Source organism: Kribbella sp. NPDC056861 (genome assembly GCF_040687575.1).
GTDB lineage: Bacteria > Actinomycetota > Actinomycetes > Propionibacteriales > Kribbellaceae > Kribbella.
Genome location: NZ_JBFBNQ010000009.1, coordinates 152,334 through 174,823 on the forward strand (window position 1 = coordinate 152,334; position 22,490 = coordinate 174,823).

The 22,490-nt window shown below is 68.4% G+C and carries 30 protein-coding genes; 12 read left to right on the top strand and 18 right to left on the bottom strand.

The features are described from left to right. Nucleotides 1-28: 28 nt before the first annotated feature. Nucleotides 29-517: a DUF1992 domain-containing protein gene (locus AB0P21_RS37570; RefSeq protein ID WP_363703586.1), complete on the top strand. Its 489-nt coding sequence runs from the start codon at nt 29-31 to the stop codon at nt 515-517. On the opposite strand, the gene AB0P21_RS37575 is transcribed toward AB0P21_RS37570, so the two are convergent. Further along, entirely contained in the window at nt 510-2,621 is a 2,112-nt protein-coding gene (locus AB0P21_RS37575; protein ID WP_363703588.1) for a thiamine pyrophosphate-dependent enzyme, read from the bottom strand. The genes AB0P21_RS37570 and AB0P21_RS37575 overlap by 8 nt on opposite strands. Before the next feature lie 132 nt (nt 2,622-2,753). On the opposite strand from AB0P21_RS37575, the gene AB0P21_RS37580 reads away from it, so the two are divergent. After that, nucleotides 2,754-4,070 (top strand): MFS transporter, encoded by a 1,317-nt coding sequence (locus AB0P21_RS37580; protein WP_363703590.1) that lies wholly within the window; start codon nt 2,754-2,756, stop codon nt 4,068-4,070. On the opposite strand, the gene AB0P21_RS37585 is transcribed toward AB0P21_RS37580, so the two are convergent. Continuing rightward, the gene (locus tag AB0P21_RS37585) at nt 4,028-4,492 is read right to left on the bottom strand and encodes a GNAT family N-acetyltransferase (protein ID WP_363703592.1); all 465 of its coding nucleotides are present in this window, start codon (nt 4,490-4,492) and stop codon (nt 4,028-4,030) included. The two genes, AB0P21_RS37580 and AB0P21_RS37585, sit on opposite strands and share 43 nt — an antisense overlap. Before the next feature lie 86 nt (nt 4,493-4,578). Between AB0P21_RS37585 and AB0P21_RS37590 the strand changes: the two genes are divergently transcribed. After that, nucleotides 4,579-5,262 carry a hypothetical protein gene (locus AB0P21_RS37590; protein WP_363703594.1) on the top strand — a complete coding sequence of 228 codons (684 nt, stop codon included), beginning with the start codon at nt 4,579-4,581 and terminating at the stop codon, nt 5,260-5,262. Here AB0P21_RS37590 and AB0P21_RS37595 read toward each other — a convergent pair. Next, nucleotides 5,259-5,921, bottom strand: coding sequence for a type 1 glutamine amidotransferase domain-containing protein (locus AB0P21_RS37595; RefSeq protein ID WP_363703596.1), 663 nt, complete (start codon nt 5,919-5,921; stop codon nt 5,259-5,261). The two genes, AB0P21_RS37590 and AB0P21_RS37595, sit on opposite strands and share 4 nt — an antisense overlap. Before the next feature lie 72 nt (nt 5,922-5,993). Between AB0P21_RS37595 and AB0P21_RS37600 the strand changes: the two genes are divergently transcribed. Next, nucleotides 5,994-6,863 (top strand): LysR family transcriptional regulator, encoded by an 870-nt coding sequence (locus tag AB0P21_RS37600; protein WP_363703598.1) that lies wholly within the window; start codon nt 5,994-5,996, stop codon nt 6,861-6,863. On the opposite strand, the gene AB0P21_RS37605 is transcribed toward AB0P21_RS37600, so the two are convergent. The 7 genes from AB0P21_RS37605 to AB0P21_RS37635 form a co-directional block, all read right to left on the bottom strand. Next, nucleotides 6,860-7,381 (bottom strand): hypothetical protein, encoded by a 522-nt coding sequence (locus AB0P21_RS37605; protein WP_363703600.1) that lies wholly within the window; start codon nt 7,379-7,381, stop codon nt 6,860-6,862. The genes AB0P21_RS37600 and AB0P21_RS37605 overlap by 4 nt on opposite strands. A 6-nt stretch (nt 7,382-7,387) precedes the next feature. Next, nucleotides 7,388-7,846, bottom strand: coding sequence for a hypothetical protein (locus tag AB0P21_RS37610; protein WP_363703602.1), 459 nt, complete (start codon nt 7,844-7,846; stop codon nt 7,388-7,390). A 299-nt stretch (nt 7,847-8,145) separates the two neighbouring features. Further along, entirely contained in the window at nt 8,146-8,319 is a 174-nt protein-coding gene (locus AB0P21_RS37615) for a hypothetical protein (protein WP_363703604.1), read from the bottom strand. A gap of 17 nt (nt 8,320-8,336) precedes the next feature. Further along, on the bottom strand, nt 8,337-9,314 hold the full coding sequence (locus AB0P21_RS37620) for a Ku protein (RefSeq protein WP_363703606.1): 978 nt from the start codon (nt 9,312-9,314) through the stop codon (nt 8,337-8,339). A 46-nt stretch (nt 9,315-9,360) separates the two neighbouring features. Further along, entirely contained in the window at nt 9,361-10,242 is an 882-nt protein-coding gene (locus tag AB0P21_RS37625; protein WP_363703608.1) for a hypothetical protein, read from the bottom strand. A gap of 61 nt (nt 10,243-10,303) precedes the next feature. Then, complete coding sequence (locus AB0P21_RS37630; protein ID WP_363703610.1) at nt 10,304-10,477, bottom strand: CsbD family protein; 174 nt, start codon at nt 10,475-10,477, stop codon at nt 10,304-10,306. A gap of 62 nt (nt 10,478-10,539) precedes the next feature. Further along, nucleotides 10,540-11,367, bottom strand: coding sequence for a sigma-70 family RNA polymerase sigma factor (locus AB0P21_RS37635; RefSeq protein WP_363703612.1), 828 nt, complete (start codon nt 11,365-11,367; stop codon nt 10,540-10,542). A 269-nt stretch (nt 11,368-11,636) separates the two neighbouring features. On the opposite strand from AB0P21_RS37635, the gene AB0P21_RS37640 reads away from it, so the two are divergent. Further along, nucleotides 11,637-11,780 carry a GPGG-motif small membrane protein gene (locus tag AB0P21_RS37640; protein WP_270134053.1) on the top strand — a complete coding sequence of 48 codons (144 nt, stop codon included), beginning with the start codon at nt 11,637-11,639 and terminating at the stop codon, nt 11,778-11,780. Between the two features lie 95 nt (nt 11,781-11,875). On the opposite strand, the gene AB0P21_RS37645 is transcribed toward AB0P21_RS37640, so the two are convergent. Further along, nucleotides 11,876-12,367, bottom strand: coding sequence for a hypothetical protein (locus AB0P21_RS37645; RefSeq protein WP_363703615.1), 492 nt, complete (start codon nt 12,365-12,367; stop codon nt 11,876-11,878). 82 nt (nt 12,368-12,449) lie between these two features. On the opposite strand from AB0P21_RS37645, the gene AB0P21_RS37650 reads away from it, so the two are divergent. Next, a complete protein-coding gene (locus AB0P21_RS37650; RefSeq protein ID WP_363703617.1) occupies nt 12,450-13,181 on the top strand; it encodes an NIPSNAP family protein in 732 nt (243 codons plus the stop codon). Nucleotides 13,182-13,191: 10 nt separating this feature from the next. On the opposite strand, the gene AB0P21_RS37655 is transcribed toward AB0P21_RS37650, so the two are convergent. The 6 genes from AB0P21_RS37655 to AB0P21_RS37680 all read right to left on the bottom strand — a co-directional run bounded on the left by AB0P21_RS37655 (nt 13,192) and on the right by AB0P21_RS37680 (nt 16,070). Continuing rightward, nucleotides 13,192-13,761, bottom strand: coding sequence for a hypothetical protein (locus AB0P21_RS37655; protein WP_363703619.1), 570 nt, complete (start codon nt 13,759-13,761; stop codon nt 13,192-13,194). A 1-nt stretch (nt 13,762) separates the two neighbouring features. Next, on the bottom strand, nt 13,763-14,302 hold the full coding sequence (locus tag AB0P21_RS37660; protein WP_363703621.1) for a DUF6286 domain-containing protein: 540 nt from the start codon (nt 14,300-14,302) through the stop codon (nt 13,763-13,765). Next, entirely contained in the window at nt 14,299-14,718 is a 420-nt protein-coding gene (locus AB0P21_RS37665; RefSeq protein WP_363703623.1) for an Asp23/Gls24 family envelope stress response protein, read from the bottom strand. Before AB0P21_RS37665 ends, AB0P21_RS37660 begins: the two co-directional genes overlap by 4 nt. Beyond that, complete coding sequence (locus AB0P21_RS37670) at nt 14,711-14,890, bottom strand: DUF2273 domain-containing protein (RefSeq protein WP_328333517.1); 180 nt, start codon at nt 14,888-14,890, stop codon at nt 14,711-14,713. The genes AB0P21_RS37665 and AB0P21_RS37670 overlap by 8 nt, the downstream gene beginning before the upstream one ends. Next, a complete protein-coding gene (locus tag AB0P21_RS37675; RefSeq protein WP_363703625.1) occupies nt 14,887-15,249 on the bottom strand; it encodes a hypothetical protein in 363 nt (120 codons plus the stop codon). The genes AB0P21_RS37670 and AB0P21_RS37675 overlap by 4 nt, the downstream gene beginning before the upstream one ends. Nucleotides 15,250-15,593: 344 nt before the next feature. Further along, nucleotides 15,594-16,070, bottom strand: a complete 477-nt coding sequence (locus AB0P21_RS37680) for an Asp23/Gls24 family envelope stress response protein (RefSeq protein ID WP_363703627.1) — start codon at nt 16,068-16,070, stop codon at nt 15,594-15,596. 118 nt (nt 16,071-16,188) lie between these two features. Between AB0P21_RS37680 and AB0P21_RS37685 the strand changes: the two genes are divergently transcribed. The 6 genes from AB0P21_RS37685 (at nt 16,189) to AB0P21_RS37710 (ending at nt 21,292) form a co-directional block, all read left to right on the top strand. Continuing rightward, the gene (locus tag AB0P21_RS37685; RefSeq protein WP_363703629.1) at nt 16,189-16,764 is read left to right on the top strand and encodes a sigma-70 family RNA polymerase sigma factor; all 576 of its coding nucleotides are present in this window, start codon (nt 16,189-16,191) and stop codon (nt 16,762-16,764) included. Continuing rightward, on the top strand, nt 16,761-17,192 hold the full coding sequence (locus tag AB0P21_RS37690) for a hypothetical protein (RefSeq protein WP_363703631.1): 432 nt from the start codon (nt 16,761-16,763) through the stop codon (nt 17,190-17,192). The genes AB0P21_RS37685 and AB0P21_RS37690 overlap by 4 nt, the downstream gene beginning before the upstream one ends. Before the next feature lie 135 nt (nt 17,193-17,327). After that, a complete protein-coding gene (locus AB0P21_RS37695) occupies nt 17,328-18,224 on the top strand; it encodes an SDR family oxidoreductase (protein WP_363703633.1) in 897 nt (298 codons plus the stop codon). A 1-nt stretch (nt 18,225) separates the two neighbouring features. Then, nucleotides 18,226-19,617: an MFS transporter gene (locus AB0P21_RS37700; protein ID WP_363703635.1), complete on the top strand. Its 1,392-nt coding sequence runs from the start codon at nt 18,226-18,228 to the stop codon at nt 19,615-19,617. Between the two features lie 31 nt (nt 19,618-19,648). After that, nucleotides 19,649-20,218 (top strand): TetR/AcrR family transcriptional regulator, encoded by a 570-nt coding sequence (locus AB0P21_RS37705; RefSeq protein WP_363703637.1) that lies wholly within the window; start codon nt 19,649-19,651, stop codon nt 20,216-20,218. A 156-nt stretch (nt 20,219-20,374) separates the two neighbouring features. Beyond that, on the top strand, nt 20,375-21,292 hold the full coding sequence (locus AB0P21_RS37710) for an RIO1 family regulatory kinase/ATPase (protein WP_363703639.1): 918 nt from the start codon (nt 20,375-20,377) through the stop codon (nt 21,290-21,292). Here the strand turns inward: AB0P21_RS37710 and AB0P21_RS37715 are convergent. Further along, nucleotides 21,289-22,464 (bottom strand): tannase/feruloyl esterase family alpha/beta hydrolase, encoded by a 1,176-nt coding sequence (locus tag AB0P21_RS37715; protein ID WP_363703641.1) that lies wholly within the window; start codon nt 22,462-22,464, stop codon nt 21,289-21,291. The two genes, AB0P21_RS37710 and AB0P21_RS37715, sit on opposite strands and share 4 nt — an antisense overlap. Nucleotides 22,465-22,490 lie beyond the last annotated feature (26 nt).

The following is a 22,490-nucleotide window of genomic DNA, read 5'->3' on the forward strand; positions in this document are numbered from 1 at the left end:
ACCTTGTCGTTGACTGGAGGGCGTACAGATGACGCAGCGCAAGCCGCCCGGGATGAAGACCGAGGACTGGGTCGAGGCGCAGATCAAGCAGGCCCAGAACCGCGGCGACTTCGACGGCCTGCCCGGTGAGGGCAAACCGCTGCCGAAGCTGGCCGACGCGCACGATCCGGACTGGTGGGTGAAGGACTTCATCCGCCGGGAGAAGATCGAGACCGACGCGCTGCTGCCGCCGTCGGTGCAGCTCCGCAAGGAGAAGCAGGCGCTGCAGGAGAAGCTGGCGGTACTGCGTACCGAGACTGAGGTCCGCGACTATCTGCAGGATCTCAATCGCCGCATCCTGCTGCAGATCCGCGACGCGACCGGAGTGGTTGTTCCGGTCGGGCCGGTCGATGAGGAAGAGATGTTCGCCCAGTGGCTGGAGGGCCACGAGGCGCGCCAAGCTGCTCGTGCGCGTGCCAGGGCGACAGAACCTGCCGAAAAATCCAAAAGAAGCTTCTGGCAGCGCCTCTTCAGCTGAGTAGTTTGCGGGCTGCTGTCTCGATGGTTTCTTCGCTGAGTAGGACTTGCAGGGCGGCGTTGCCGAGCGGGACGAAGGAGTCTTCGCTGGTTACCCGGGCCAGCTGACCTTGGTAGCCGGCGTCGATGAGGGCCGCCAGCACGCCTTCCGAGACGCCGCCGGAGCGGCGGGTTTCGTCGACCACCAGGACGCGGCCGGTGGCTGTTGCTTCGCGCAAGAGGTCTTCGACGGGGAGCGGGGCGAGCCAGCGGAGGTCGAGGACTCGGCAGCCGGGGATACGGGCGGCGACTCGGAGGCTCATCGGGAGGCCGTTGCCGAAGGTAACCAGGGTGAGGTCGCGGCCCTCGCCGTACACCCGGCCGCGGCCGATCGGCACGTGCTCCGTCGGGTACGGCGTGACCCACTGGTCGTCGCCGTCCTCGTGCAGATCGCGCCGGTGGTACAAGGCGATCGGCTCCAGGAACACCGACACCGTGCCCTCCGCGCGGGCTGCCGCCGCGCAGGTGTGCAGCATCGCCGCGGCGTCGTCGGGTCGCGACGGCGAGGCAATCACCAGCCCCGGGATGTCTCGCAGTACGCCGATCGCGTCGTCGTTGTGGAAGTGCCCGCCGAACCCCTTCTGATAGCCGTAGCCCGCGATCCGCAGCACCATCGGATTTCGGTACTGGCCCTGCGAGAAGAATTTCAGCGACGCCGCCTCGCCCCGCAACTGGTCCTCGGCGTTGTGCAGATAGGCGAGGTACTGGATCTCCGGCAGCGGCAGCAACCCCGAGACACCCGCCCCCAGCGCCAACCCGAGGATCGACTGCTCGTCCAGCAACGTGTCGAAGACCCGCGCGGCCCCGAAGGACTTCTGCAGCCCCCGCGTCACGCCGTACACCCCGCCCTTGCGCCCGATGTCCTCGCCAAAGGCCAACGCCTCCGGGTACGACGTGAGCACATCGCCCAGCGCGCGATTGATCGACTGGCTGAGCGTCAGCGGCTCGCTCTTGCCGACATCAACATGGTGACCAGGCAACGACTCCTCGACCGCAACATTGTCGGGATAGGAGAGCGGCGCCACCACCGCAGCCGTCGAATCCAGCTGCGGCAGCCCCGCCACGTCGCGCGCGATCCCGAGCACCTCGGTCCGCTTGTTCTCGTAAAGCTCGATCACGTCGTCGGGCTGGTAGCCGAGGGCAAGCAGCAACCGCGCGGTACCGAGCAGTGGATCGAGCTCCTCGTCGGCCAGCAGCTCGGCTGGACTCCGGTACGCCGCCTCGACGTCCGACCCGGCGTGGCCCATCAACCGGACCGTGCGCAACCGAAGGAACGCGGGGCGCCGGTTCCGCCGGACGAACGTCGCCGCCTCCGTTGCCATCGTCAACGTCGCCGCGAGATCGGTGCCATCGGCATCGAAGTACCGGAGGCCGTGGCGTTGCCCGTAGGTCTGCTTGATCCAGCCGTCCGGCGTGCGGACGCTGATCCCGATCCCGTTGTCCTCGCAGACCAGCAGCAGCGGCATCGGGATGCCCTGGTACGACGCGTGCAGGGCCGCGTTGATCGCGCCGGTCGCGGTCGAGTGATTGGCCGAGGCATCACCGAAACTCGTCACCACGACGGCGTCGGCAGGCCACGGCGACGGTACGCCGAGCTTGGCGGCGCGGGCGATCGAGAACGCGACGCCCATCGCGCGCGGCAGGTGCGAGGCGATCGTGGAGGTCTGCGGGATGATCGCCAGATCGTGCCGGCCGAACACCTTGTGCCGGCCGCCGGAGATCGGTTCGCTGGTGGCCGCGGCGACGCCGAGCAGGATGTCGCGGAGGCCGTCCTTGTCCTGGTGCTGCGCGGCGCGGGCGAGGTAGAAGGCGCCCGAGCGGTAGTGCAGCAGCGCGGGGTCGGTCGGCTGGAGAGCCGCGGCGACGGCCGCGTTGCCCTCGTGACCGGCCGAACCGATCGTGTAGTAGCCGTGCCCTTGCGACTGCAGCCACCTGGCGGCCAGGTCGGCGTGCCGGCTGCCGAGCTGGGCGTCGTACAAGCTGAGCAGGACCTCGGCGGGGTGTTCGCAGGCGACCGGCTGGAGGGTCCGGACCCGCTCGGCGAACAACTCGTCGACGGCGGTCACGGCGCGGGCACTGCGTCGATGATCCTCACCCGCACCATGATCCGCCGAAGTGGCACCCCGCCGCACCCTGGCCCACGCGTCGGGATCGTTAATGGGGTCCGGACTGTCGGTGAAGGCTCGTAGGGTGGCGGGATGAAGAAGGTCCGGTGGAAGGCAGTTCGGCCGTTGCGCCATCGCGACTACCAGCTGCTGTGGATCGGGCTGGCGGTGGCGCTGCTCGGGAGCGGGCTGTGGCTGGTGGCGCTGGCCTGGCAGGTGATCGAGCTCGGTGGCGGGCCGGTCCAGTTGTCGGTGGTGACCACGGCGTACAGCGTCGGGTTGCTGGTGTGCGTGCTGTTCGGCGGGATCGCGGCCGATCGGCTCTCGCAACGGTCGGTGATGATCGTGGCGGACAGTGTGCGCGGGGTGGTGCTGCTGGTGCTCGCCGGGCTGGCGCTGGCCGAGTGGCTGGAGATCTGGCAGCTCGCGGTCGGCGCGGTGCTGATCGGTGGTGGCGAGGCGTTCTTGATCCCGGCGTACACGGCGTTGGTGCCGAAGTTGCTGCCCGCGGACGAGTTGCTGGCGGCCAACGGGCTGGAGGGGGTACTGCGTCCGCTGGCGCAGCAGGCGACCGGGCCGGCGCTCGGTGGGTTGGCGATTGCCGCGTTGTCGCCGGGGATGGCGATTTTGGTGGCCGGGCTGACCTATTTGTTCTCCGCCGGCTGTGTGGCGGCGATGCGAGTTCACCCGGAGCTCGGCGGTGAGGTGAAAGCCGATGAAGGCACCGCGGTTCCTGGGTTCCGGGCGATGGTGGGAGATCTCCGGGAGGCCTGGGGCTACGTCCGGGCGACGCGGTGGTTGCTGGCATCGTTGTTGTTCGGGACCGGGTATGTGTTGCTGATTCTCGGGCCGCTCGAGGTGCTGCTGCCGTTCGCGGTCCGGGACCAACTCGGTGGCGGGCCGGGCGACTTCGGGTTGGTGCTGGCGGCGTTCGGGATCGGTGGTGCGCTGGGCGCGTTGCTGATCTCGTCGCGGAGTCTGCCCCGGCGGTATCTGACCGTGATGACGCTGATGTGGGGTGTCGGGTCAGCGCCGATCGTCGTGCTCGGCTTCGCGCGGGATCTGTGGGTGATGGCGGCCGGCGCCGCGGTGGTGGGCGCGACGGGGTCCGCGGCGATGGTGATTTGGGGGACGCTGCTGCAACGCCGGGTGCCCGATCACCTGCGCGGCCGGATCGCCAGCCTGGACTTCTTCGTCTCGCTGTTGCTGATGCCGGTCTCGATGGCGTTGGCCGGGCCGGCGGGCAGCCTGTTCGGCGTGACTGCGGTCTTCATCGTCGCGGGGGTCGGGCCGGTGCTGATCTGCTTCCTGGTGGTCTGGTTCGGCCGGATGCTCACCGACGAGCTCGCGAACCCGCTGGATGAGATTCAGGACGACGGAGCGGAGAAGCGGATCAACTCCGAAGCTTGAGTGCCACCCCAGTCGATCGGCGTCCGGCCGATCTCGCGCCAGCCTGCCCTGCGGTAGAAGCCGGCTGCGCCGTGACGGCTGTCCACCACGTCGAGTAGTAAGCGCCGGTGCTGTTCCGCGGCAAACGCAACGGCGTACGCCAGCAGCTGTCCGCCGAGCCCGCCGCCGGTACGCCGTGGATCGACGAAGAGCCGCTCGACCAGTGCCTCCTGATCACCCTCAGCGGTGACGATCAGATGCCCGGCGACCTCGTCGTCAACGGTGAGTACCCAGCAACCGAGCGCGTTGTCCGGGGACAGCCAGCCGCCGGGATCGGCCGGCCAGTTCACCGGGTAGCCGGCCGTCTTGTGCACCTCGGCGAGGATCAGCACGCAGGTGTCGAGGTCGGTCGCCGTACGGGTCCGGATCGCTGTGCTGGCCACAGCCGGGATCCTTTCACGCCGGTCCCGGAACGGAACGCCCGGGAAACTCGTTGATCAAGCAGGCAGTTTCTTCACGGGTGGGTGAGATGCGCGTTCCCCTCTGGCTTCGGCGTACGGCGGTGGCCGCCGGCGTGGGCATCGGCACGGCCGGGCTGCTGGCCGGGGTACTGCTGCTCGGTCCGCTGGCCGCATCGGTGCTGCTCGCCGTGGTGTTCGCGCTGATCTGGCCGCTGGCCGCGGTGATCAAACACCTCGCTGACGAGTCGCCGTACGGGTCGCCGTCGCTGATCGCTGCGGCTGCCGCTGGAGCTGTGCTCGCGGTGCCGGGGTTGGCCCATCTGCTCGGCGGGGGAGCGATCGGGGTGCTGATCGTGCTGATCGCCGCGATCGTGTTCGTGCTGGTCGATCTGGCGCTGCCGGACACCCGGCGCGAGCGGCGACCTTGGCGCCGACGGCGGCGGCGCGATCCGGAGTACGGGGATCTGGAGCAGGGCGATCTGGAGCACGGCGAACTGACGCATGAGGACCACCTCGCCGACGAGAAGCTGATCGCCTCGCTGCAGTGCCCGCTGTCGATCGAGGAGCTGTGCGGAGTTTGGGGTGAGACGAGCAAGACGCTCGCGCACGGTGCTGGGCCGCGCGATCGGCAGGCGGTTGCCGAGGTGCGGCGGATCTGCCTGGACGAGTTCGAGCGGCGCAACCCCGACGGCTTCCATCGCTGGCTCGACGCCGGGGCGCCCGCGAACCCCGGCGCCTATCTGCTGCCTTAGGCCTTTGTGAGCACCGCGGTCACTGCATCCGCAGTACTGCGTGCCGACGCGGGGTTCTGCCCGGTGACGAGACGGCCGTCGGTGACGACCTGGTCGGTGAAGTCGGCTGCAGGGTGGTGGATCGCGCCGTGCGCGGTCAGCGCGTCGGCCAGCAGGAACGGGACCACCTCGGTGAGGCCGACCGCGTTCTCCTCGGCGTTGGTGAAGGCTGCGACGTTCTTGCCGTCGACCAGGTAGCTGCCGTCGGTCAGCCGGAGCTCGACCAGCGCTGCCGGGCCGTGGCAGACCGCTGCGACCACGCCGCCGTTCTCGTAGATCCCGGCGGCCAGCGAGGCCAGGGCCTTGTCGCCGGGGAAGTCCCACATCGCGCCGTGCCCGCCGGCGTAGAAGATCGCGTCGTAGTCGGTGGCGTTCAGGTCGGCCGCGGTCCGGGTGTGCTCCAGGTCGGCCTCGGCGAAGAACTGCTGCTGGGCCGGGTCGGCCTCGTCGACGCCGTCGACCGGCGGCTTGCCACCGGCGACCGAGACCACCTCGACCTCGAATCCGGCCTGGGTGAAGACGCTCCACGGCTCGGCGGCCTCGGAGGCGTAGAAGCCGGTACTCCGGCCGGTGTCGCCGAGCTCGGAGTGGCTGGTGAGGGCAATCAGTACGCGTGTCATGCGTCCATCATGACCAGGTCGACCTATCGGAGACCAATAGGGATAGATCGACAAAGGCATAGGATTTCCGATGTGTCGATCTCACTTGACCTGCTGCGGAGCTTCCTGGCGATCCACCGCGCCGGCTCGATCACGGCCGGGGCGGAGCAGCTGGGGTTGTCCCAGCCGACCGTGACGGCGCATCTCCAGGCGCTGGAGGCGGCGATCGGGCGGCCGCTGTTCGAGCGGCAGGCGCGCGGCGTACTGGCGACCGCCGCCGGCGACGAGCTGGCCCGCCGAGTCGGCGACCCGATCGACACGCTGCAGGGTCTGGTGGTCGACGAACTGGAGATCGCCGGGACGGTCCACCTCGGCGGTCCGGCCGATTTCATCAGCCACCAGGTGCTGCCCGCGCTGGCCGGCCGAGTGGCCGATGGGCTGCAGCTCCGCACCCGCTTCGGATTGCCGGACGAGCTGATCGACGGCCTGGTCGCACGCTCGCTCGACGTGGTCATCAGCTCGGTCCGCCCGCGCCGGGCCGGCGTACGGGTGACACCGCTGTACGACGAAACCTTCGCGCTGGTGGCAGCACCGAGCTGGTACTCCGGTACGCCGGTCACCACGCCCGACCAGCTGCGCCACATTCCGCTGGTCGCGTACGCCGAGGAGGCGCCGATCCTCAGACGCTATTGGCGCAGCGTCTTCGGCACCCGCCTCACCCGAAGCGTCGCAGTCGTCGTACCGGACTTGCGAGGCGTGTTGAGCGCGGTGCTAGCCGGAGCAGGTGCCAGCGTCCTGCCGCTCTACCTGTGTCAGGACGACCTAGACGCAGGCCGCCTGCAGTTGCTGGCCGACCCCGAACTGCCGCCCCTCAACACCGGCTACGTAGCCATCCGCTCAGACGCAGGCCCCCGCAGCCCAGCCAGCCAACTCCGAACCATCCTCCTGGAAACCCTGCGCTAACCGCCTTCAAGAACCTCGATCCGTCGACGAAGAGCCCTGGGAGCGTAGAACTGCTGGCTGAGGAAGAAGACAAAGACCAGCACGTCAAATATCCGCCAGAGTGAAACATCACGGACCAAGAGCAAAATACTGAGGGCCAGGAGGATCCCCCAGAGAACCAGTGAGCGGCTTCGCCAGACAACGAGCTGAGCCAGCCGGTACTCGGCCACCTTGATCGCCGCTGCCCTGACCTCCGGATCAGCGGGGACAGGCCGCCAACGCCACAGCGCCCGGTCGGCGGCGCGGCGTACCGGCGATGGAATGTCACCTAGCGCGTCTTGCCATCGCCGGATCAGTCTGCGACAGGCCAGAGCCGTCACCAGACCGAAACTCAGCCCGGTGAGCACCCCTCCCACGACGGCGAACCTGGTACTCGCACCGTCGTACTTGGTGTAGAACCCCATCGCAAGCCCGAAAACGACACCACCCAGCAAAGCGACACTGCCCCAGAGTGGGATCTTCTTCAGCGAAGCGCGCATGACTCTTCAGTCTCCTTCGGACTCGGCTTTGAGAACTTCGACCCGGTTGCGGAGAGACCTGGTGAGGTAGAACTGCTGGCCGATCAGGAAGAGGTAGAGCACCACCAACCCAAGGCGCCAGAGCGAAGGCTGGCGAATCAGGGTGAAGACACTGAAGGCCAGCCAGAGCCCCCAGCCGACCACGACGACGTTGCGCCAGCGGAGGAGCTGGACCAGCCGGTACTCGGCCAATCTGATCGCCGCCGACCGAACCTCTGGATCGGTGGGGACCGGGCGGCTGCGTCGTTGCGCTTGATACGCACCACGGCGTACGGCTGCCGGCAGATCTCCTAGCGCCGCTTGCGTGGCGAAATCCTGTCTGCGGACGATCAAGATCACCACGAGCAGGATGCCGAGCCCGCTGACCACCCCGGAGACAAGGGCGAAGTCGCTACTTCCGCCCTCGTACTTGGTGTAAGCGCCCATGGACGAACCGAAGATCACGGCACACAGGAGACCGGCTGCCCAGAGTGGGATTTTCTTCAGCGATGCGCGCATGGGCTGGCAGTACCCGCGCTGGTTGGGTGGTGCACCTGCTTTTGAAGGATTGCAGGTTGTTGCAGTGTGCTAGTTGCTGAGCTGCTCGATCCGCTGGTGGAGGTACCACGGTCGGTAGAACTGGTAGACGACCAGGAAGAAGTAGAGCGGGGTCAAGAGCGCGCGGAGGAGTGAGAACTCGTCGAGCACTTGCAGGATGTTGAAGACCAGCAAGAGGCTCCAGATGATCAGCTGCGCGACCTGCCAGCGACGGAGGATGGGCCGAAGAGCAGTCCGGTGATGGCTCCGGAGATCATGGCGAAGCCGGTGCTCTTGCCGTCGATCTTGCTGTAGGCACCCAGCGCGGCGCCGAAGGGGATGCCGGTCAGCAGGAAGTTGACCCAGGCAGGGGGCTTCTTCAAGGCCTTGAGCATGCGGCTCAGGCGGCCTTCTTGGAAGCCTTCTTGGCGGTCTTCTTTGCTGGGGCCTTGGTGGTCGCCTTCTTGGCAGTGGTCTTCTTCGCAGCAGTGGTCTTCTTTGCGGCTGCGGTTTTCTTCGCGGGTACCTTCTTCGCGGCGGCGGCGGTGGTCTTCTTGGCTGGGGCCTTCTTCGCCGGGGTTTTCTGGCCGCCGGCCCGGCGGGCGCGGGCGGCTTCGACGCTGGCTCGCAGCGCGGTGACCAGGTCGGTGCTGGTGGTCGCCTCGGGGGCTTCCTCGGTGAGGACGATTTCCTTGCCCTTGCGTTTGTCGGCGACCAGCTTCTTCACGCGTTCGGTGTAGCTGTCTTTGTAGTCGCCGGGGCGCCAGGTGCCGCTCATCGCTTCGACCAGGTCGACGGCCATCGAGAGTTGTTTGGTGGTGCGGGCCTTGGCAGGCAGGGTGCCGAGTTCCTTGGACGGATCGCGGATCTCGTCGGCGAAGAACATCGTCTCCAGGACGAGAACGTTGCCGTCGGCACGGATCGCGGCGAGGTACTCCTTGCTGCGCATCACGAAGGACGCGATACCCGCCCGGTTCGTCTTGGCCAGGGCGTCCCGGAGCAGCCCGTACGACGATGCGTTATCGCCGTCCGAGGGCGCCAGGTAGTAGCTCTTCTGGAAGTGGATCGGGTCGATCTCGTCGAGGTCGACGAAGCGGCTGATCTCCAGGGAGCGCGAGCGGCCGGGCGCGATGTCGGCCAGCTCCTCCTGCTCGACGATCACGTACTCGCCGCCGCCGACGTCGTGGCCCTTGACGATCTTCTCGTAGTCGACCTCTCGCCCGGTGCGCTCGTTGACCCGCTTGTAGCGGATCCGGTCCGAGGTACCGCGCTGGAACTGGTGGAAGTCGAGCTCGTGCTCCTGCGTCGCGGAGTACAGGCCGACCGGTACGGAGACCAGGCCGAAGCTGATGAACCCACTCCAGATCGCGCGTGCCATCGTCTGTGTCCTCTCTGGTGGGCCGCTCAAGCCCCGAGTACCCAGATCAGAGCCGGTTGTACCGCTTCCGCGCCTCGCGACTTTCCTTCTGCGCCGCCCGGGCGGCCTTGCGGGCCTCGTCCAGCTCCTCGCCGATCCGGTGCACGGCCTCCTGCGCCTCGATCAGCGCGTCCCGGGCATCGGTGAGCTGGGTGTCGAGATCGGCAACCGTCGCCTCGGCAGCCTCCGCCGCGGTGACCGCGTCCTCGAACTCCTTCTGGGCGGCCAGTTTCTCCGCCGCCTCACGGTCGGCCTCTTCTTTCTCGGCCTTCTCGCGCTTGGCCCTCTCCGCAGGAGACTCGGTATCAACCTCGGGCTCGGCTTCCGCGTTGTCCTTGGCCCGGCGGCGATCCTTCGCCCGCTGACGCCGTTCGTCGGTCAGCGCGGTGACGTTGGAAGGCTCGCCACTCTCGTCGACCACCCCGAAGCCGACATGCCGCAGCGCGCTGGTCAGTCGTGCGTCGCGAACCGCCTCCCCAGCGGCCGGATCGACCAGTGCGGCATCAAGGGTCTCGCGGAGCTTCTGCGCGACATCCGCGCTGACCTTCTGCCCTTCGCGATCGGCGAGACCGGCGGCCGACTTGGCCAGCTGGTCGAGCAGCTTGTGCCGCTTCGGCGTGAGATCGCGGAGCCGCTCACCGTCGAGGTCGGCGGTCGCCGCGCGGAACTCGTCGCCCAGCGCCAGCAAATCGTCGACATCGTCGGGCAGCTCGCGGGCGACCAGATTTGCCAGCCAGGCGGCGACGGTCGGCTTCCGCAGTGCTTTCAGCCGGGTCGAACCCAGCTGGTCCCCGGCCGCCTTCAGCTCCTTGGCGAGCTCGTTGCGCCGGGAAATGAAGTCGGCCGACGGCGCTGCGTACAGCGCGTCGGCCGCTTCGTCGAAGTCCACCCGACCGACGCTACCCGAAGATCCGGTCGCGGTCGGGGCTCAACTCCCCGAGAAGAACTGGTCAGTGCTTGAAGGCGTCCTTGGCCTTCTCGCCCGCCTGCTTCAGGTCGGCGACGGACTGGTCCGCCTTGCCCTCGGCCTGCAGGTCCTCGTTGTCCGTCGCGTCGCCGGTCATCTCCTTGACCTTGCCCTTGGCGTCTTCAGCGGCGTTCTTGATCTTGTCACCGATACCCACGATTGCTCCTCTGTCGATGCGATGCGGACCTGCCCCCGGTGCCCCGGCGGCAGGGTTCTCAATCAACGGGCCTGGTCAACGGGCTTGGTGAGGTCCGCACGCAGCCGGTCGAGGATGCCGCGGAGCAGCCGGGAGACCTGCATCTGGCTGACCCCGAGCTCGTTGCCGATCTCCTCCTGGGTGAGCCCGCCGCAGAAGCGCAGCGCCAGGATCTGCCGATCGCGGTCGTCGAGATCCGAGACCGCCGGTGCCAGGGTGGAGACGTTCTCGACCAGCTCGTAGCCGACCTCCGCATCGGCCACGGTGTCGGCCAGCCGGGCGCCGTTGTCCGCTGCGGCCGGGGCGTCCAGCGAGAGCGTGTTGAAACAGCCGCGCACGGACGCCGCCTCGGCGACCTCGCCGGCCTCGGTGCCCAACGCGTCAGCGGTCTCCTGGTCGCTGGGCAGATGACCGAGCTGCTGGGTGAGTTCCGGCTCGGCGGCCGCGATCGAGCCCTGCATCTCCTGGACCCGGCGCGGCGGACGGACCACCCACGCGCAGTCGCGGAAATAGCGCTTCAGCTCACCACGGATCGTCGGTACGGCGTACGAGAGGAAGGCGCTCGAGGCGTCGGGGCGGTAGCCGTTGGCGGCTTTCACCAGCCCGAGATAGGCGACCTGCTCGAGATCGTCGGTGTCCACGCCCTTGCGGCGGTAGCGGGAGGCGATCGAGCGCGCCACCGGCGCGTTCAGCAGGATCACCTCGTCGAGGAGTTGCTGCCGCTCGAGCTCGGGCAGACCTTCCGCCCGGGCCAGCAACTCCTGGGTGGAATCGGCGATCAACTGCTGGGATTCGGTACTACGTGCTTCGGTACTGCGGGCTTCGGTACTACGGACAGGTGTGATCGTCACGGTGAGAGACCCCGTCGTGTCGTCCTGCGGCGAGTGGCGTCATTGCTGAACCACTCCCTCCACCAGACCAAACACCGTCGGCGCACGCAAGGCCGCCCGTGTTACAGCTGTTTGAATCCCGTCTTCCGATCCGGACACCGTTTGCGGGGGTCGGCGGCGGGCACCTGATGGTCGGCAAGAGCGTCGGGAGGGGTCCTCGACGTGTACATGCACGGGGTACAGCCGCCGGAAGTCGGTGTCCGCTTCCGGCTCAGAGAGAAAGGCACGACATGCTCACCATTCTCTGGATCATCGCGGCGATCCTCGTCATCTCCGGGATCGTCTCCCTCGTTCGCGGTCAGCTCCTGATGGGCGCCGCACTGATCGTGGTCGGCCTGCTGGTCGGGCCCGGTGGCGTGAGCATCTTCACGTAACCAGCAATTACCAGAAGATCGCAGCCCCCGGCATCTGCCGGGGGCTGCGGTCTTTGTTAGCTACTGCTCAAGCGAGGTATTCGCAGAGCTGTTGCTCAGGCGTGGCCGCGGAAGACCTTGGTGGCGGTGCTCATCCGCAGCACCTCCAGGTCCTCGATCTGCTGGTCCACCTGGGTCAGCAGGCTGTCCAGCTCGGCGGCGTCGAAGCGAGGTTCGTCGTCGGCCAGTGCGCGGAGAAGACGGAAGCCGGCGGCCTTGCCCTCGACCGCGATCCGGAGCGCTTCCAGCTCGACCACATCGCTCAGCGGGGAGCGGCGGATGAGTTCGCCGTTCGGCTTCAGCCGGGCCAGCTTCTCGGCCGCCCAGGCGCCGGCGTTCTTGAGCGGATCCGGCTTGGCGCCGATCGCGGCCAGGTAGCGCTCCAACGCGGTGCGCTCCTCCTCGACCTCCTGCACCATCTTTGCCAGCGCAGTACGGACGACTGGGTCGCTCTGCTGGTCGGCGGCTCGTTTGAACAGCTCGATCCCGGCCGCGGACCCGGCGTAGTGGTCCTGCAGATACGTGGACAGGCGCGCTTCGTCGATCATCGCGACTTGGTACCCGGCCGACAAACGCTGACAGGGATTGTCAGGGTTCCGCGATTGACTGGGAGTCGACCGAAGGAGACAGATGGGCGACGAGAAGTGCTGTGCCGTGGTGGATCTGCGCCAGTACACCCTGCATCCGGGACGCCGCGACGATTTGATCCGGGTCTTCGACGAAGCGTTCGTCGAGGGTCAGGAGGAGCACGGCATGCACATCGCCGGGCAGTTCCGGGATCTCGATGATCCGGATCGCTTCGTCTGGCTGCGTGGCTTCACCGACCTCCCGACCCGGGCTGCGGCGCTGAACGGTTTCTACTACGGGCCGGTCTGGAAGGCGCGCGGGTCGGAAGCCAACGAGACGATGCTGGACTCCGACAACGCCCTGCTGCTGCGGCCGATCGAGCTACGCGACGGCTACCCGGACCTGAATGCTGCCCGGCCGCCGATCGGCGCCACCGAGATTGCGTCGTCGGTGGTCGCCGGTGCGGTCTACCACCGCAGCTCGATCGACGACGGTTTCAGCGAGTACTTCGCCGAGCAGATCGCCCCGGCGCTGACCGGCACCGGCGCCACGATCGCCGCGACCTTCGAGACACTCGTTGCCGAGAACAACTTTCCGGCGCTGCCGCTGCGGGACGAGATCGTGCTCGCCTGGTTCGCGAGCTTCCCGAGCGACACGGCGTACGCCGAACACCGCCGGCAGCTGGACGCCTCGACGGCCTGGCAGGACAAGGTGCTCCCCGAGATCACCCGCCGCTCGATCGCATCCCCGCAGCAGTTACGTCTACGCCCGACAGCACGCTCGCAGTTCCATTAAGTGCGTCGGTTCAGATCACTCGTGGGCTTGTGGTCTGCTGGCGGGCGGTACGGAGGAGCACTCGGGTGCGGAGCTCTTCGCGGCCGACCATCTGGTGTAGCTCGGTCAGCACCTGCTCAGTGGCGAGCCGGAGCTGGTCGAGGTCTGTGTCGGGTTCGATCGTGGTCTTGAGCTCGGCGACCACCTCGCCGCGGTCGGTGATCAGGTGACCGCTGCAGGAGCGGACGTTCGGCGTACCGGCGAGGACTTGCGCGGCGGCGCCGACTGCCGAGTCGACGTCGGCGGTGAGCCGGCCTTCCGCCGAACTGCCTTCGAGGGAGAGCCGGTTGATCCGGCGGCGCGGGATGTGCCGCAGCAGCCAGCTCAACGCCATCAGCACGAAGGTGATCCCGGCCGCGCCGATTGCCCAAGGCCACCAATCTTCGGTGACCAGGTTCGGCAGGTCGGGCAGCCGGATGCGATCAGGAGCGTCGGCGAAGACGTCGTACTTCCAGGCGAGTGCGGCGGCGCCACCCGCGAGCAGCAGCAGGCCCAGCACGAAGGCGGCCACGCGGTCCAGGGCAATCAGTCCTCGGCCCATCTCAGCGTTCCTCCAGTCGCACCCGGATGCGGATACGGGGTGGGCGGTTCAGCGGTGCCAGCCGGTTCGTGACCGCGGTGGTGAGTTCCTCGTCGACGTGAGCGGCATCGGTGGTGCTGACGGCGTTCACGGTGATCTTCCGGCGACCCGCCGAGGTCGTTGCCGAGAGCACCGAACCGACCTCCGAGGCCGCACCGGCGGCGAGCCGCGCGGCGTCCTTGGGGCGGATCCAGACCGCGGACTCACCGACCCGCCACTGCGTCGTACGGCGAGGCTTGAGCGCCGCGATCACGAACCACAGGCCGATCAGTACTGCGGCGATGCCGGCCGGCAGCATCCAGTCGGCGGGCTCGATCAGCTTGAGGCGCTCGGCCAGCCAGCCGGACCAGGACTCGCCCTGGATCACGTCGAGTCCTTGCAGGGCATCGCGAATCGCGGCGGCGCCGAGCAGGCCGAGCGCGATCGCCGAGAGAGCGGCGACGGTGACGACAGCCGGAGTACGGACCGGGCGTTTGGCTCCGCTGCCAAGTTTCTCTGTCACAAGACCCTCCGCGGCGGCTCGGCGACCGCGAGTTCGCGGACGGGAAGGACGGTGTCGATGTCCACGTCGACGGTGTCGACGATGAGACCGGTCAACGCGTTCACCTGCTCGGCGACTGCCGTGCGGGTGTCGGCGGCGACCTGGGCGAGCGGGCGGCCCCAGAGGACAGCGATCCTGACCTGGAGCCGGACCCGCTCGCCGGCCTGCCGCGCCTCCGCACGCGGTAGGCCCCGGCCGAAGCTGGCATCCTGACGGGCGACGCCGGGGACCTTGGTGGCCGCCAGTTCGGCGATCCGTTCGGTCACCCGGGTCTTGATCTCCGTGCGCCCCCGGGTGCCGGGATCATCCGCGGCGGCCCCGAAGTCGGTCGCGGGTTCGGTGCCGGCTGTGGGGGCGAGCAGAGCGTCGTCAGCCACGGCGCTTCGGCCGGAAGACGTCGTCGATGGACTTCGCGCCCTCCAGATAGCGTCCGACCGCGTAGCCGACACCGCCGAGGACGAGCGCGAGCAAGAACCCCAGGAACCCGCCCGCCGCGGCCGCGACCGCGAGCAGCAGCCCGGCGAACAGACCGATGATCGGATAACTCACGAGATCTCCTTGGCGGTGATTGAACCGGCGGTGCTGCCGCCGATACTGGGAGCGGTCGAGGTGGCGCCGGCGCCGTCGAGCGCGCCGGCGACGCTGGTCTTGCTGCTGGTCTCGAGACTGGTTTCGAGGCTGGTGGTGCGGACCACGTCTTCGACGGTGACGAAGACCGGTACTCCGGTCAACTCGCCCACCACATCGCGGACGATCTCCGCGGTCGCGCGGACCGGCTCGCCCCAGACCAGAGTGAGGTGGACCTCGGCACGCTCAGGGGTGATCCGGATGCCGGCGACCCGCCGCCCGGGCAGATAGGTGGCGACCTCGCCGAACACTCCACCGTGCAGGCCGACCACTCCAGGCACGGATCGCACGGCGGCCGCGACCCGCTCAGCCAGCTCCGCCGAGGGCGGAGCAGAAGGAGGCTGAGCCGAAGTCGCCGCACCCGCCTCCGCGCCTGCGGCGCGAGGTGAGGGTGAGGAAACCTCGTTGGAGGCCGCCGGGGTTCCGGCTGCCGGCTCCTGCGGAGCGCCCGCCGCGGCGTCTGCGGCGCGAGGCGGGGAACCACCAGCGGTGACACGCGGAGTACTCGCCAGAGGCGAGCGCTCCTGCGTCGCATCTGCAGTTGCGGGTGGTTGCAGCGCGGGAGGCGTGGTGCCGGGGGTGTTGTGGGTTCCTCCGGGTGAGGTGCCGGGGGAGGTGGGGTGGGTCATTGGACGCGGCGTTCCGGGAGCTCTTCGGTGGTGTCGTCGTCGGAGTCGTCCTCGCCGGCCAGGTGGACGTCGCTGACGGCGATGTTGACCTCGGTGACCTCCAGGCCGGTCATTCGCTCGACCGCGCTGATCACGTTGCGGCGGATGCCCTGGGCCAGGTCGGCGATGCTGACGCCGTAGTCGGCGACCACCTCGATGTCGATCGCGGCCTGCTTCTCGCCGACCTCGACCGAGACGCCCTGGGACAGGTTGGTCCGGGAGCCGGGGATCCGGTCGCGCAGCAGCCCGACCGCACGCGCGGTGCCGCCGCCGAGGTTGTGTACGCCGGTGACTTCCCGGGCAGCGATTCCGGCGATCTTCGACACCACGGTGTCCGCGATGCTGGTCCGGCCGTACTCGCTCACGAGTGCGCTCGGCACCGGATCGGCCACGACCCCGGTACCGGCCTTGGTGGTCACGCTCGTCTCAGCCATGCTGTCCCCTAGTTGTTTGCCTACTGCAACAGTGTTCGACACTCAGTAAGACGACGTCAGGTACCCAGTCGTCACGCGCGTCGCCTAGGTTGTTCGTGTGAACGGGGTCACTGGATCGGTGCGAGTTACCGTACGGCCGCGGGCCGACGGTTGGTCGCAGGCCGGTGACGACGCGCTGCGCCGGGCCGCCGCGCTGGGGGACGCGGACGCGTTCGCGGCGGTGATCGAGCGGCACGGTCCGGCGATGTTCCGGTACGCGCGCCGTATGCTCAACGATCACGGCGATGCCGAGGAGGTGGTCCAGGATGCGTTCGTCGCGGCCTGGAAGGCGCTTCCCGAATTCCGTGGCGAGTCTGCCCTGCGGACCTGGCTGTTCACCCTCACCGCGCGCAAGGCGATCGACCTGCTGCGCAAGAAGCGACCGACGCCAGTGGGCGACGAGACGCTCAGCGCGTTGCCGGCCGGTGGATCCGATCCGGTCGACCCCGCCGTCCGGACCGAGCTGCTCGAAGCGCTCGACGCCGCGCTGGCCGAGCTGCCCGACCGGCAACGAGCTGTCTGGTTGCTGCGTGAGATCGAAGAGATGAGCTACCACGAGATCGCCGAGGTGCTCGCGACGACGCCGACCGTAGTGCGGGGGCAGTTGGCCCGCGCCCGGATAGCGCTCCAGGAGAAGCTGGAGGACTGGCGATGAGCGAGGACATCCTGAGTCGCGCAGCGGCCGAGGCCCGCTCAGCGCCCGAGCCGGGCTGGGTCGACATCTCCACCCACATCCAGCAGAAGCTGCGCTCGGTCACCCGCCGCTCCCGCCCGATCCTCGCCGAGGCCGACGGCGGCGGACCCCTGTACATCGCCGACCACGTCCTGGTCAGCCATCTTCGGGTGGCGATCAGCGCGCTGCCGGGCTGCGAGTTGGCCCGCGTTTCCTTCGTGGGCGAGGAAGGCCGCGCCACCGGTGCGGTCGTCGAGGTGGTCGCTTCCTACGGCCAGGACCTCGCCGCCCTCGGCGAACAGGTCAGAGCCCTCACCCTCGAGATCATCACCGACCTGCTGGGTCCGGTCGAACCGCCCTTCGGCACCGACGGCATCGACGTCACCATCACCGACCTGGCCGACCGCTGACCCGCTGACTCGCTGACCCCGAGCGACGACTGGTTCCGGCATTTCCTCAATACGAGACACCGTGCACCGAATCATGCTATCTTTTCGATACACGGTGCACCGAAACAGATTCGGTGCCGACGAGAGGACACTGCGATGAGAGTTTTTGTTACCGGCGCCAGCGGCTGGATCGGATCCGCCACGGTCGACGAACTGCTGCGCGAGGGCCACAGCGTGATCGGCCTGGCGCGGTCGGACGCCTCGAAGGCCAAGCTGGAGGCGAAGGGAGCGACCGCCCTCGCCGGGGATCTCGACGACCTCGACTCCCTGCGTCGTGGCGCCTCCGAGGCGGACGCGGTCATCCACCTGGCCAACAAGCACGACTGGGGCAACCCGGCCGAGTCCGACCGGGCCGAGCGCGCCGCGGTCGAGACGATGGCGGAGGCGCTGGTCGGGACCGGCAAGCCCTTCGTACTGGCCAACGGACTGTCCGGCCTGGTGCAGGGGAGGGCGGCGCTGGAGACCGACGAGTCGCCCGAGTTCGGGCCGGACGCACCGCGAGGTGGCAGTGAGAACCTCGCTCTCGAGTACGCCGACCGCGGCGTCCGGACTGTCATCGCCCGGTTCGCGCCGAGCGTCCACGGCGTCGGCGACTGGGGCTTCGTCACCTTCCTGGCCGACGCGGCGCGTCGCCGCGGAGTGTCGGGCTACATCGGCGACGGCAGCACCGAGTGGGCGGCAGTGCACCGCTCGGACGCGGCACGCCTGCTCCGGTTGGGGATGGAGCACGCCCCGGCCGGCTTCCGGATGCACGTGGTCGCGGAGGAGGCCATCACCACCCGCGAGATCGCCGAGGCGCTCGGCATCGCGCTGAACCTGCCCGTCACGTCGATCGCCCCAGCAGATGCAGGTGAGCACTTCGGATTCGTCGCAGGCTTCTTCGGGCTGACGATGAGCGCCTCCAGCGAGATCACCCGGGCGGAGCTGCCTTGGTCGCCGACCGGCCCGACGCTGGTCGAGGACATCAAAGCCGGCGCGTACAGCGGCGAGTGAGATGAACTCTGTCCAACTGACGACCGTCAGCCGGACCCGCACCGCCGGCCTCGTGCTGGCCTGCGTGTCCGTCTGCACGGTCCTGGTGGTCGGCCTGGTCGCGGCGACCAACCTCGCCGTGCCCATGCTGGCCGCCAGTGACCTCCACCCCGACTCGGCCGAACTGCTGTGGATCGTCGACTCGTACGTCGTCGTGTTCGCTTGCCTGGTCATCCCGGGTGGCGCCGCAGGCGATCGGTTCGGCCGCAAAGGCGTGCTGCTGGCGGGGCTCGCGGCCTTCGCCGTCGGCGCGACCATCGCCGCCGTCGCGCCGAACATCCCGGTGCTGCTGGCCGGCCGCGCGGTGACCGGTCTCGGCGCCGCGCTGGTACTGCCCAACTGCATCGGCGTACTGGTTCACGCGATACCGCCAGAACGTCGTACCCGCGCGCTGGCCACCTGGGCAGTCGCATCCGGGATGGGCGGAATCATCGGCAACACCGGCGGCGCCGCGCTCCTGACGAGTGGGTCCTGGCGCACTTTGTTCGCGGCCGTCGCCGTCATCGCGGTGGCCTGCGCGGTCTGGGTCGCCAGGACCGTGCCGATCAGCAGCAGGCATGCCCGCAGCCTCGACCCGGCAGGCACCATCCTGTTCGTGGGCACGACCGTGGCGCTGTTGATCGGCATCATCGAGGGACCGGAGCAAGGCTGGCGCAGCCCGCTCGTGGTCGGAATGTTCGTCCTGAGCGTGCTGCTGGCCGCGGCCTGGGTCGTCGCCGAGCTCCGGATCCCGCACCCGCTGCTCGATCCCCGGTTGTTCCGGATCCCGTTGCTCAGCAGTTCGAGCCTCGGCATGCTGGTCACCTTCTTCGGCAGCTTCGGGTTGTTCTTCCTCAATGCCTCGCTGCTGCAGTACGGCCGCGGGTACTCCGTCCTGCAAGCCGGGTTCGGCACCCTCCCGCTGGCCCTTCCGCTGTTGTTCCTCGCCCGCTTCGTCCCCGGCCTGATCAACCGCGTCGGTACTCCGGTGACGCTGGCCGCCGCGTTCGTCGCCATCAGCGGCGGACTGTTCGGCCTGTCGACCGCCGGGCCGTACCTCGCGTACGCCGCGTGGCTCGTCGTCATCGGTGTGGGTCTCGCCCTCGCCCTGCCAAGCCTGACTGCCGGACTCATGGCAGCAATGCCACCCGAGCAGGCAGGCGTCGCGGGCGGATTGCAATCGGCTACTCGCGAGCTCGGCAGCGCACTCGGGGTGGCGGTGGTCGGCACCATCGCGTCCAGCGGCCACGACCGACTCTCCGATGCCTTTACTGTCGGCGCCCACGACGCGTTGCGAGTGGTCAGTGTCGTCACCTTGGTCGCGGGAACGGTGGTGGTCGCGGTGGCGCTCAGGCCGGCTACCCGCGGCGAGTAACGGCACACGGCGACTCGTTAAGCTAACGGCCATGGTTCAGACCGCTCCTCCCGGGCGCCCTCGCAGTGAGTCCGCCCGTGCGGCCGTTCTCTACGCGGTCGACGACCTGCTGACCGAGATCGGTTACTCGGCGATGACGATGAAGGGCATCGCCGAGCGGGCCGGTGTCGGCCGTCAGACCGTCTACCGCTGGTGGCCGACCAAGGCGCACATCCTGATCGAGGCCTGCGCCGACGACGCCCGGACAGAGCTCACTGTCACAGCTCACAAGGATCCCGTCCGGACGATCACCGACTACCTGGCCACCCTGGGCCGGTTCCTGACCGCCGAGCCCGCGGGAGTCGGCTACCGCGCCCTGCTCGGCGAGGCGCAACACGATGCCGAGGTGGCCGGCCTCGTCGCCGCGGCCGACCTGCTGGCCGGTCCGACCCGGGTGGTGCTCGAGCAGCTGCGCCCGCAACTCGGCCAGCTCCCGAACGACCAGTTCGCGGTGGCCGAACTCTGCGGTCCGATCGTGCTGATCGTCCTCACCGGCGGCGCCGTACCGCCGCGGGCCGAGCTCCGGGATCACGCCCGCCGGCTCGTCACGGCGTGGAGCTGAAATAAATCAGTTGCGCTGCCCGGAGCCGGGCCGCATTCTGATCCAGAACTGTGCAGCGACGACTGCTGCCTGGACTAAGGAGGGCTGGACGAATGGCTATCACTGCGCTGCGGCATGCCCGCGTCAGCCTCACTTCTTTCTCCAGGAGCACATCCGATGTCTTCCGACGTCTTTCGTACCGAACCACCGTTCTTTCCTGACCTCACCGACGAAACCAGCGAACCAGAGGTCGCCGACGCCTTCGTCTTCAACTTCAGCGAAGTAGAAGAAGAACTCGCGGCCGATCAGCGCTGGTCCACCTGGCTGGATGTCGAGCGCGGTTCTCGTGGCCCCCATTCGACGGCGCAGCCACGTCCTTCGTGGGTTGTGACGGAACAGGCCGCGATCGATACCGAGCTCGGCATCCTCAAAACTGGCAAGGAAGCCGATGTCTTCCTGGTCGAGCGGGCGGTCGCCCAGATCGGCGACAACCCGGCGAAGCGGTCGTTGCTGGCCGCCAAGCGGTACCGCGGCGAAGAGCACCGCTCGTTCCACCGCAGTACGTCGTACGTCGAGGGCCGGCGTACTCGCAACAGCCGGGACGCCCGCGCGATGGCGAAGAAGTCGTCGCACGGCAGGAGCGTCGCGGCCGGGCAATGGGCCTATGCGGAGTGGGGCGCGCTCTGCATGCTCTGGAAGGCCGGTGTCCCGGTGCCGTACCCGGTCCAGGTCGACGGCACCGAACTGCTGATGGAGTTCATCGACGACGGTGACGGCGGCGCGGCGCCGCGGTTGGCGCAGGTCCGGCCCAAGGGGGAGCTGCTCACCTCGTACTACGAGCAGCTCCGGGACGGCATGCGCGAGTTGGCCAGGGCGGGGTTGGCCCACGGAGACCTGTCGCCGTACAACGTGCTGGCCCAGGGCGACCGGATCGTGATGATCGATCTCCCGCAGGTGGTCGACATCGTCGGCAACCCGAAGGGGATGGACTTCCTGCTGCGGGACTGCCACAACATGTGCACGTGGTTCACCAACCGTGGCCTGGAGGTCGACGAGCACGAGCTGTTCGCCGACCTCCTGACGATGGTGTTCTAACCTGCGATCGCCTGCTGCAGCAGGGGAACCAGCGGTACCAGCCGGTCGGGGTGGGCGTCGACGAGACCGTCGACGTGATTGCCCGCCTCGACCCGCTGGTAGGTCAGCAGTCGCGACCGCCCCGCCCGCCGCACCAGCTCGGCGTACGTGTCGGAGTCCTGGCTGATCGGCAACAGGCTGTCGAGCGTGCCGTGGTACGTCGTCAGTGGTCGGCCGATCTTGCCGGTCAGGGCGATCCGCCGGACAGCCTGCTGCGCCGCGGGTCGGGACGCGTAGTCGTAGTCCGCCTCGGTTCCGGCGTACGTCGGATCGAGCTCAGCCGCGTAGATCCGCTGGGTCAGCTTCCAGTAGACCGAGTAGTGGAAGTCCCAGAGGAAGTCGGAGCGGGGATCGAAGCCGGCCTTGGTGATCAGCGCGGGCTGTTGCTGTTCATAGCCTTTGATCGCGGGCGGCAGGAAGGTGAACAGGTTCGGTCCCCGCACAGTCCACAGGGTGCCTTCGAGATCGACGCCTCGGGTGTAGAGCTCCGGATGGTTCTCCAACTGCCAGCGGACCAGATAGCCACCGTTGGAGATCCCGGCGGCCACCACCTCGCGGGGCGCGCGTCCGTAGCGCTGGGCGACGACAGCCCGCGCGGCCCGGGTCAGCTGGGTCATCCGCTGGTTCCACTCGACGATCGCATCACCCGGCCGCACTCCGTCGGTGAAGAAGTTCGCGCCGGTGTTGCCCTTGTCGGTCGCCGCGAACGCGTAGCCCTTCGCGAGCACCCAGTCGGAGATCGCCCGGTCGTTCGCGTACTGCGCCCGGACGCCGGGTGAGCCCGCCACCACCAGTCCGCCGTTCCACTTCTCCGGCAGCCTGATCACGTACTGCGAGTCGTGGTTCCACCCGTGGTTGGTGTTCGTCCGCGAGCTGTCCGGGAAGTACCCGTCGATCTGTACTCCGCGCACGCCCGACTGCTGCGGCAGCGCCGCGTGCGTCAGCCCCGCATAGTCAGCCGGGTTGGTGTGCCCGGACGCGACCGTTCCCGCCGTCGTCAGGTCGTCCAGACACGCCACCACCTGGTACTGCGTACCGGGCACCCGAAGGCGTGGACAGCCGTGGGCCTCGGCCGGAACGGCGATTCCGCCGGCCAGCAGCAGGACGGTGACGGACAGAGCGAGGCGGCGCATGGCGGGTCCTCCCAGGGTTGACTGGG

Bases quoted from the DNA above. Each gene is read 5' to 3' on its own strand.
- AB0P21_RS37595 (WP_363703596.1), bottom strand. From the start codon at position 5,921: ATGACACGCGTACTGATTGCCCTCACCAGCCACTCCGAGCTCGGCGAC.
- AB0P21_RS37695 (WP_363703633.1), top strand. From the start codon at position 17,328: ATGAGAGTTTTTGTTACCGGCGCCAGCGGCTGGATCGGATCCGCCACG.
- AB0P21_RS37645 (WP_363703615.1), bottom strand. From the start codon at position 12,367: ATGATCGACGAAGCGCGCCTGTCCACGTATCTGCAGGACCACTACGCC.
- AB0P21_RS37640 (WP_270134053.1), top strand. From the start codon at position 11,637: ATGCTCACCATTCTCTGGATCATCGCGGCGATCCTCGTCATCTCCGGG.
- AB0P21_RS37620 (WP_363703606.1), bottom strand. From the start codon at position 9,314: ATGGCACGCGCGATCTGGAGTGGGTTCATCAGCTTCGGCCTGGTCTCC.
- AB0P21_RS37610 (WP_363703602.1), bottom strand. From the start codon at position 7,846: ATGGGCGCTTACACCAAGTACGAGGGCGGAAGTAGCGACTTCGCCCTT.
- AB0P21_RS37715 (WP_363703641.1), bottom strand. From the start codon at position 22,464: ATGCGCCGCCTCGCTCTGTCCGTCACCGTCCTGCTGCTGGCCGGCGGA.
- AB0P21_RS37705 (WP_363703637.1), top strand. From the start codon at position 19,649: ATGGTTCAGACCGCTCCTCCCGGGCGCCCTCGCAGTGAGTCCGCCCGT.
- AB0P21_RS37570 (WP_363703586.1), top strand. From the start codon at position 29: ATGACGCAGCGCAAGCCGCCCGGGATGAAGACCGAGGACTGGGTCGAG.
- AB0P21_RS37710 (WP_363703639.1), top strand. From the start codon at position 20,375: ATGTCTTCCGACGTCTTTCGTACCGAACCACCGTTCTTTCCTGACCTC.
- AB0P21_RS37580 (WP_363703590.1), top strand. From the start codon at position 2,754: ATGAAGAAGGTCCGGTGGAAGGCAGTTCGGCCGTTGCGCCATCGCGAC.
- AB0P21_RS37680 (WP_363703627.1), bottom strand. From the start codon at position 16,070: ATGGCTGAGACGAGCGTGACCACCAAGGCCGGTACCGGGGTCGTGGCC.
- AB0P21_RS37700 (WP_363703635.1), top strand. From the start codon at position 18,226: ATGAACTCTGTCCAACTGACGACCGTCAGCCGGACCCGCACCGCCGGC.
- AB0P21_RS37690 (WP_363703631.1), top strand. From the start codon at position 16,761: ATGAGCGAGGACATCCTGAGTCGCGCAGCGGCCGAGGCCCGCTCAGCG.
- AB0P21_RS37590 (WP_363703594.1), top strand. From the start codon at position 4,579: ATGCGCGTTCCCCTCTGGCTTCGGCGTACGGCGGTGGCCGCCGGCGTG.
- AB0P21_RS37655 (WP_363703619.1), bottom strand. From the start codon at position 13,761: ATGGGCCGAGGACTGATTGCCCTGGACCGCGTGGCCGCCTTCGTGCTG.
- AB0P21_RS37650 (WP_363703617.1), top strand. From the start codon at position 12,450: ATGGGCGACGAGAAGTGCTGTGCCGTGGTGGATCTGCGCCAGTACACC.
- AB0P21_RS37605 (WP_363703600.1), bottom strand. From the start codon at position 7,381: ATGCGCGCTTCGCTGAAGAAGATCCCACTCTGGGGCAGTGTCGCTTTG.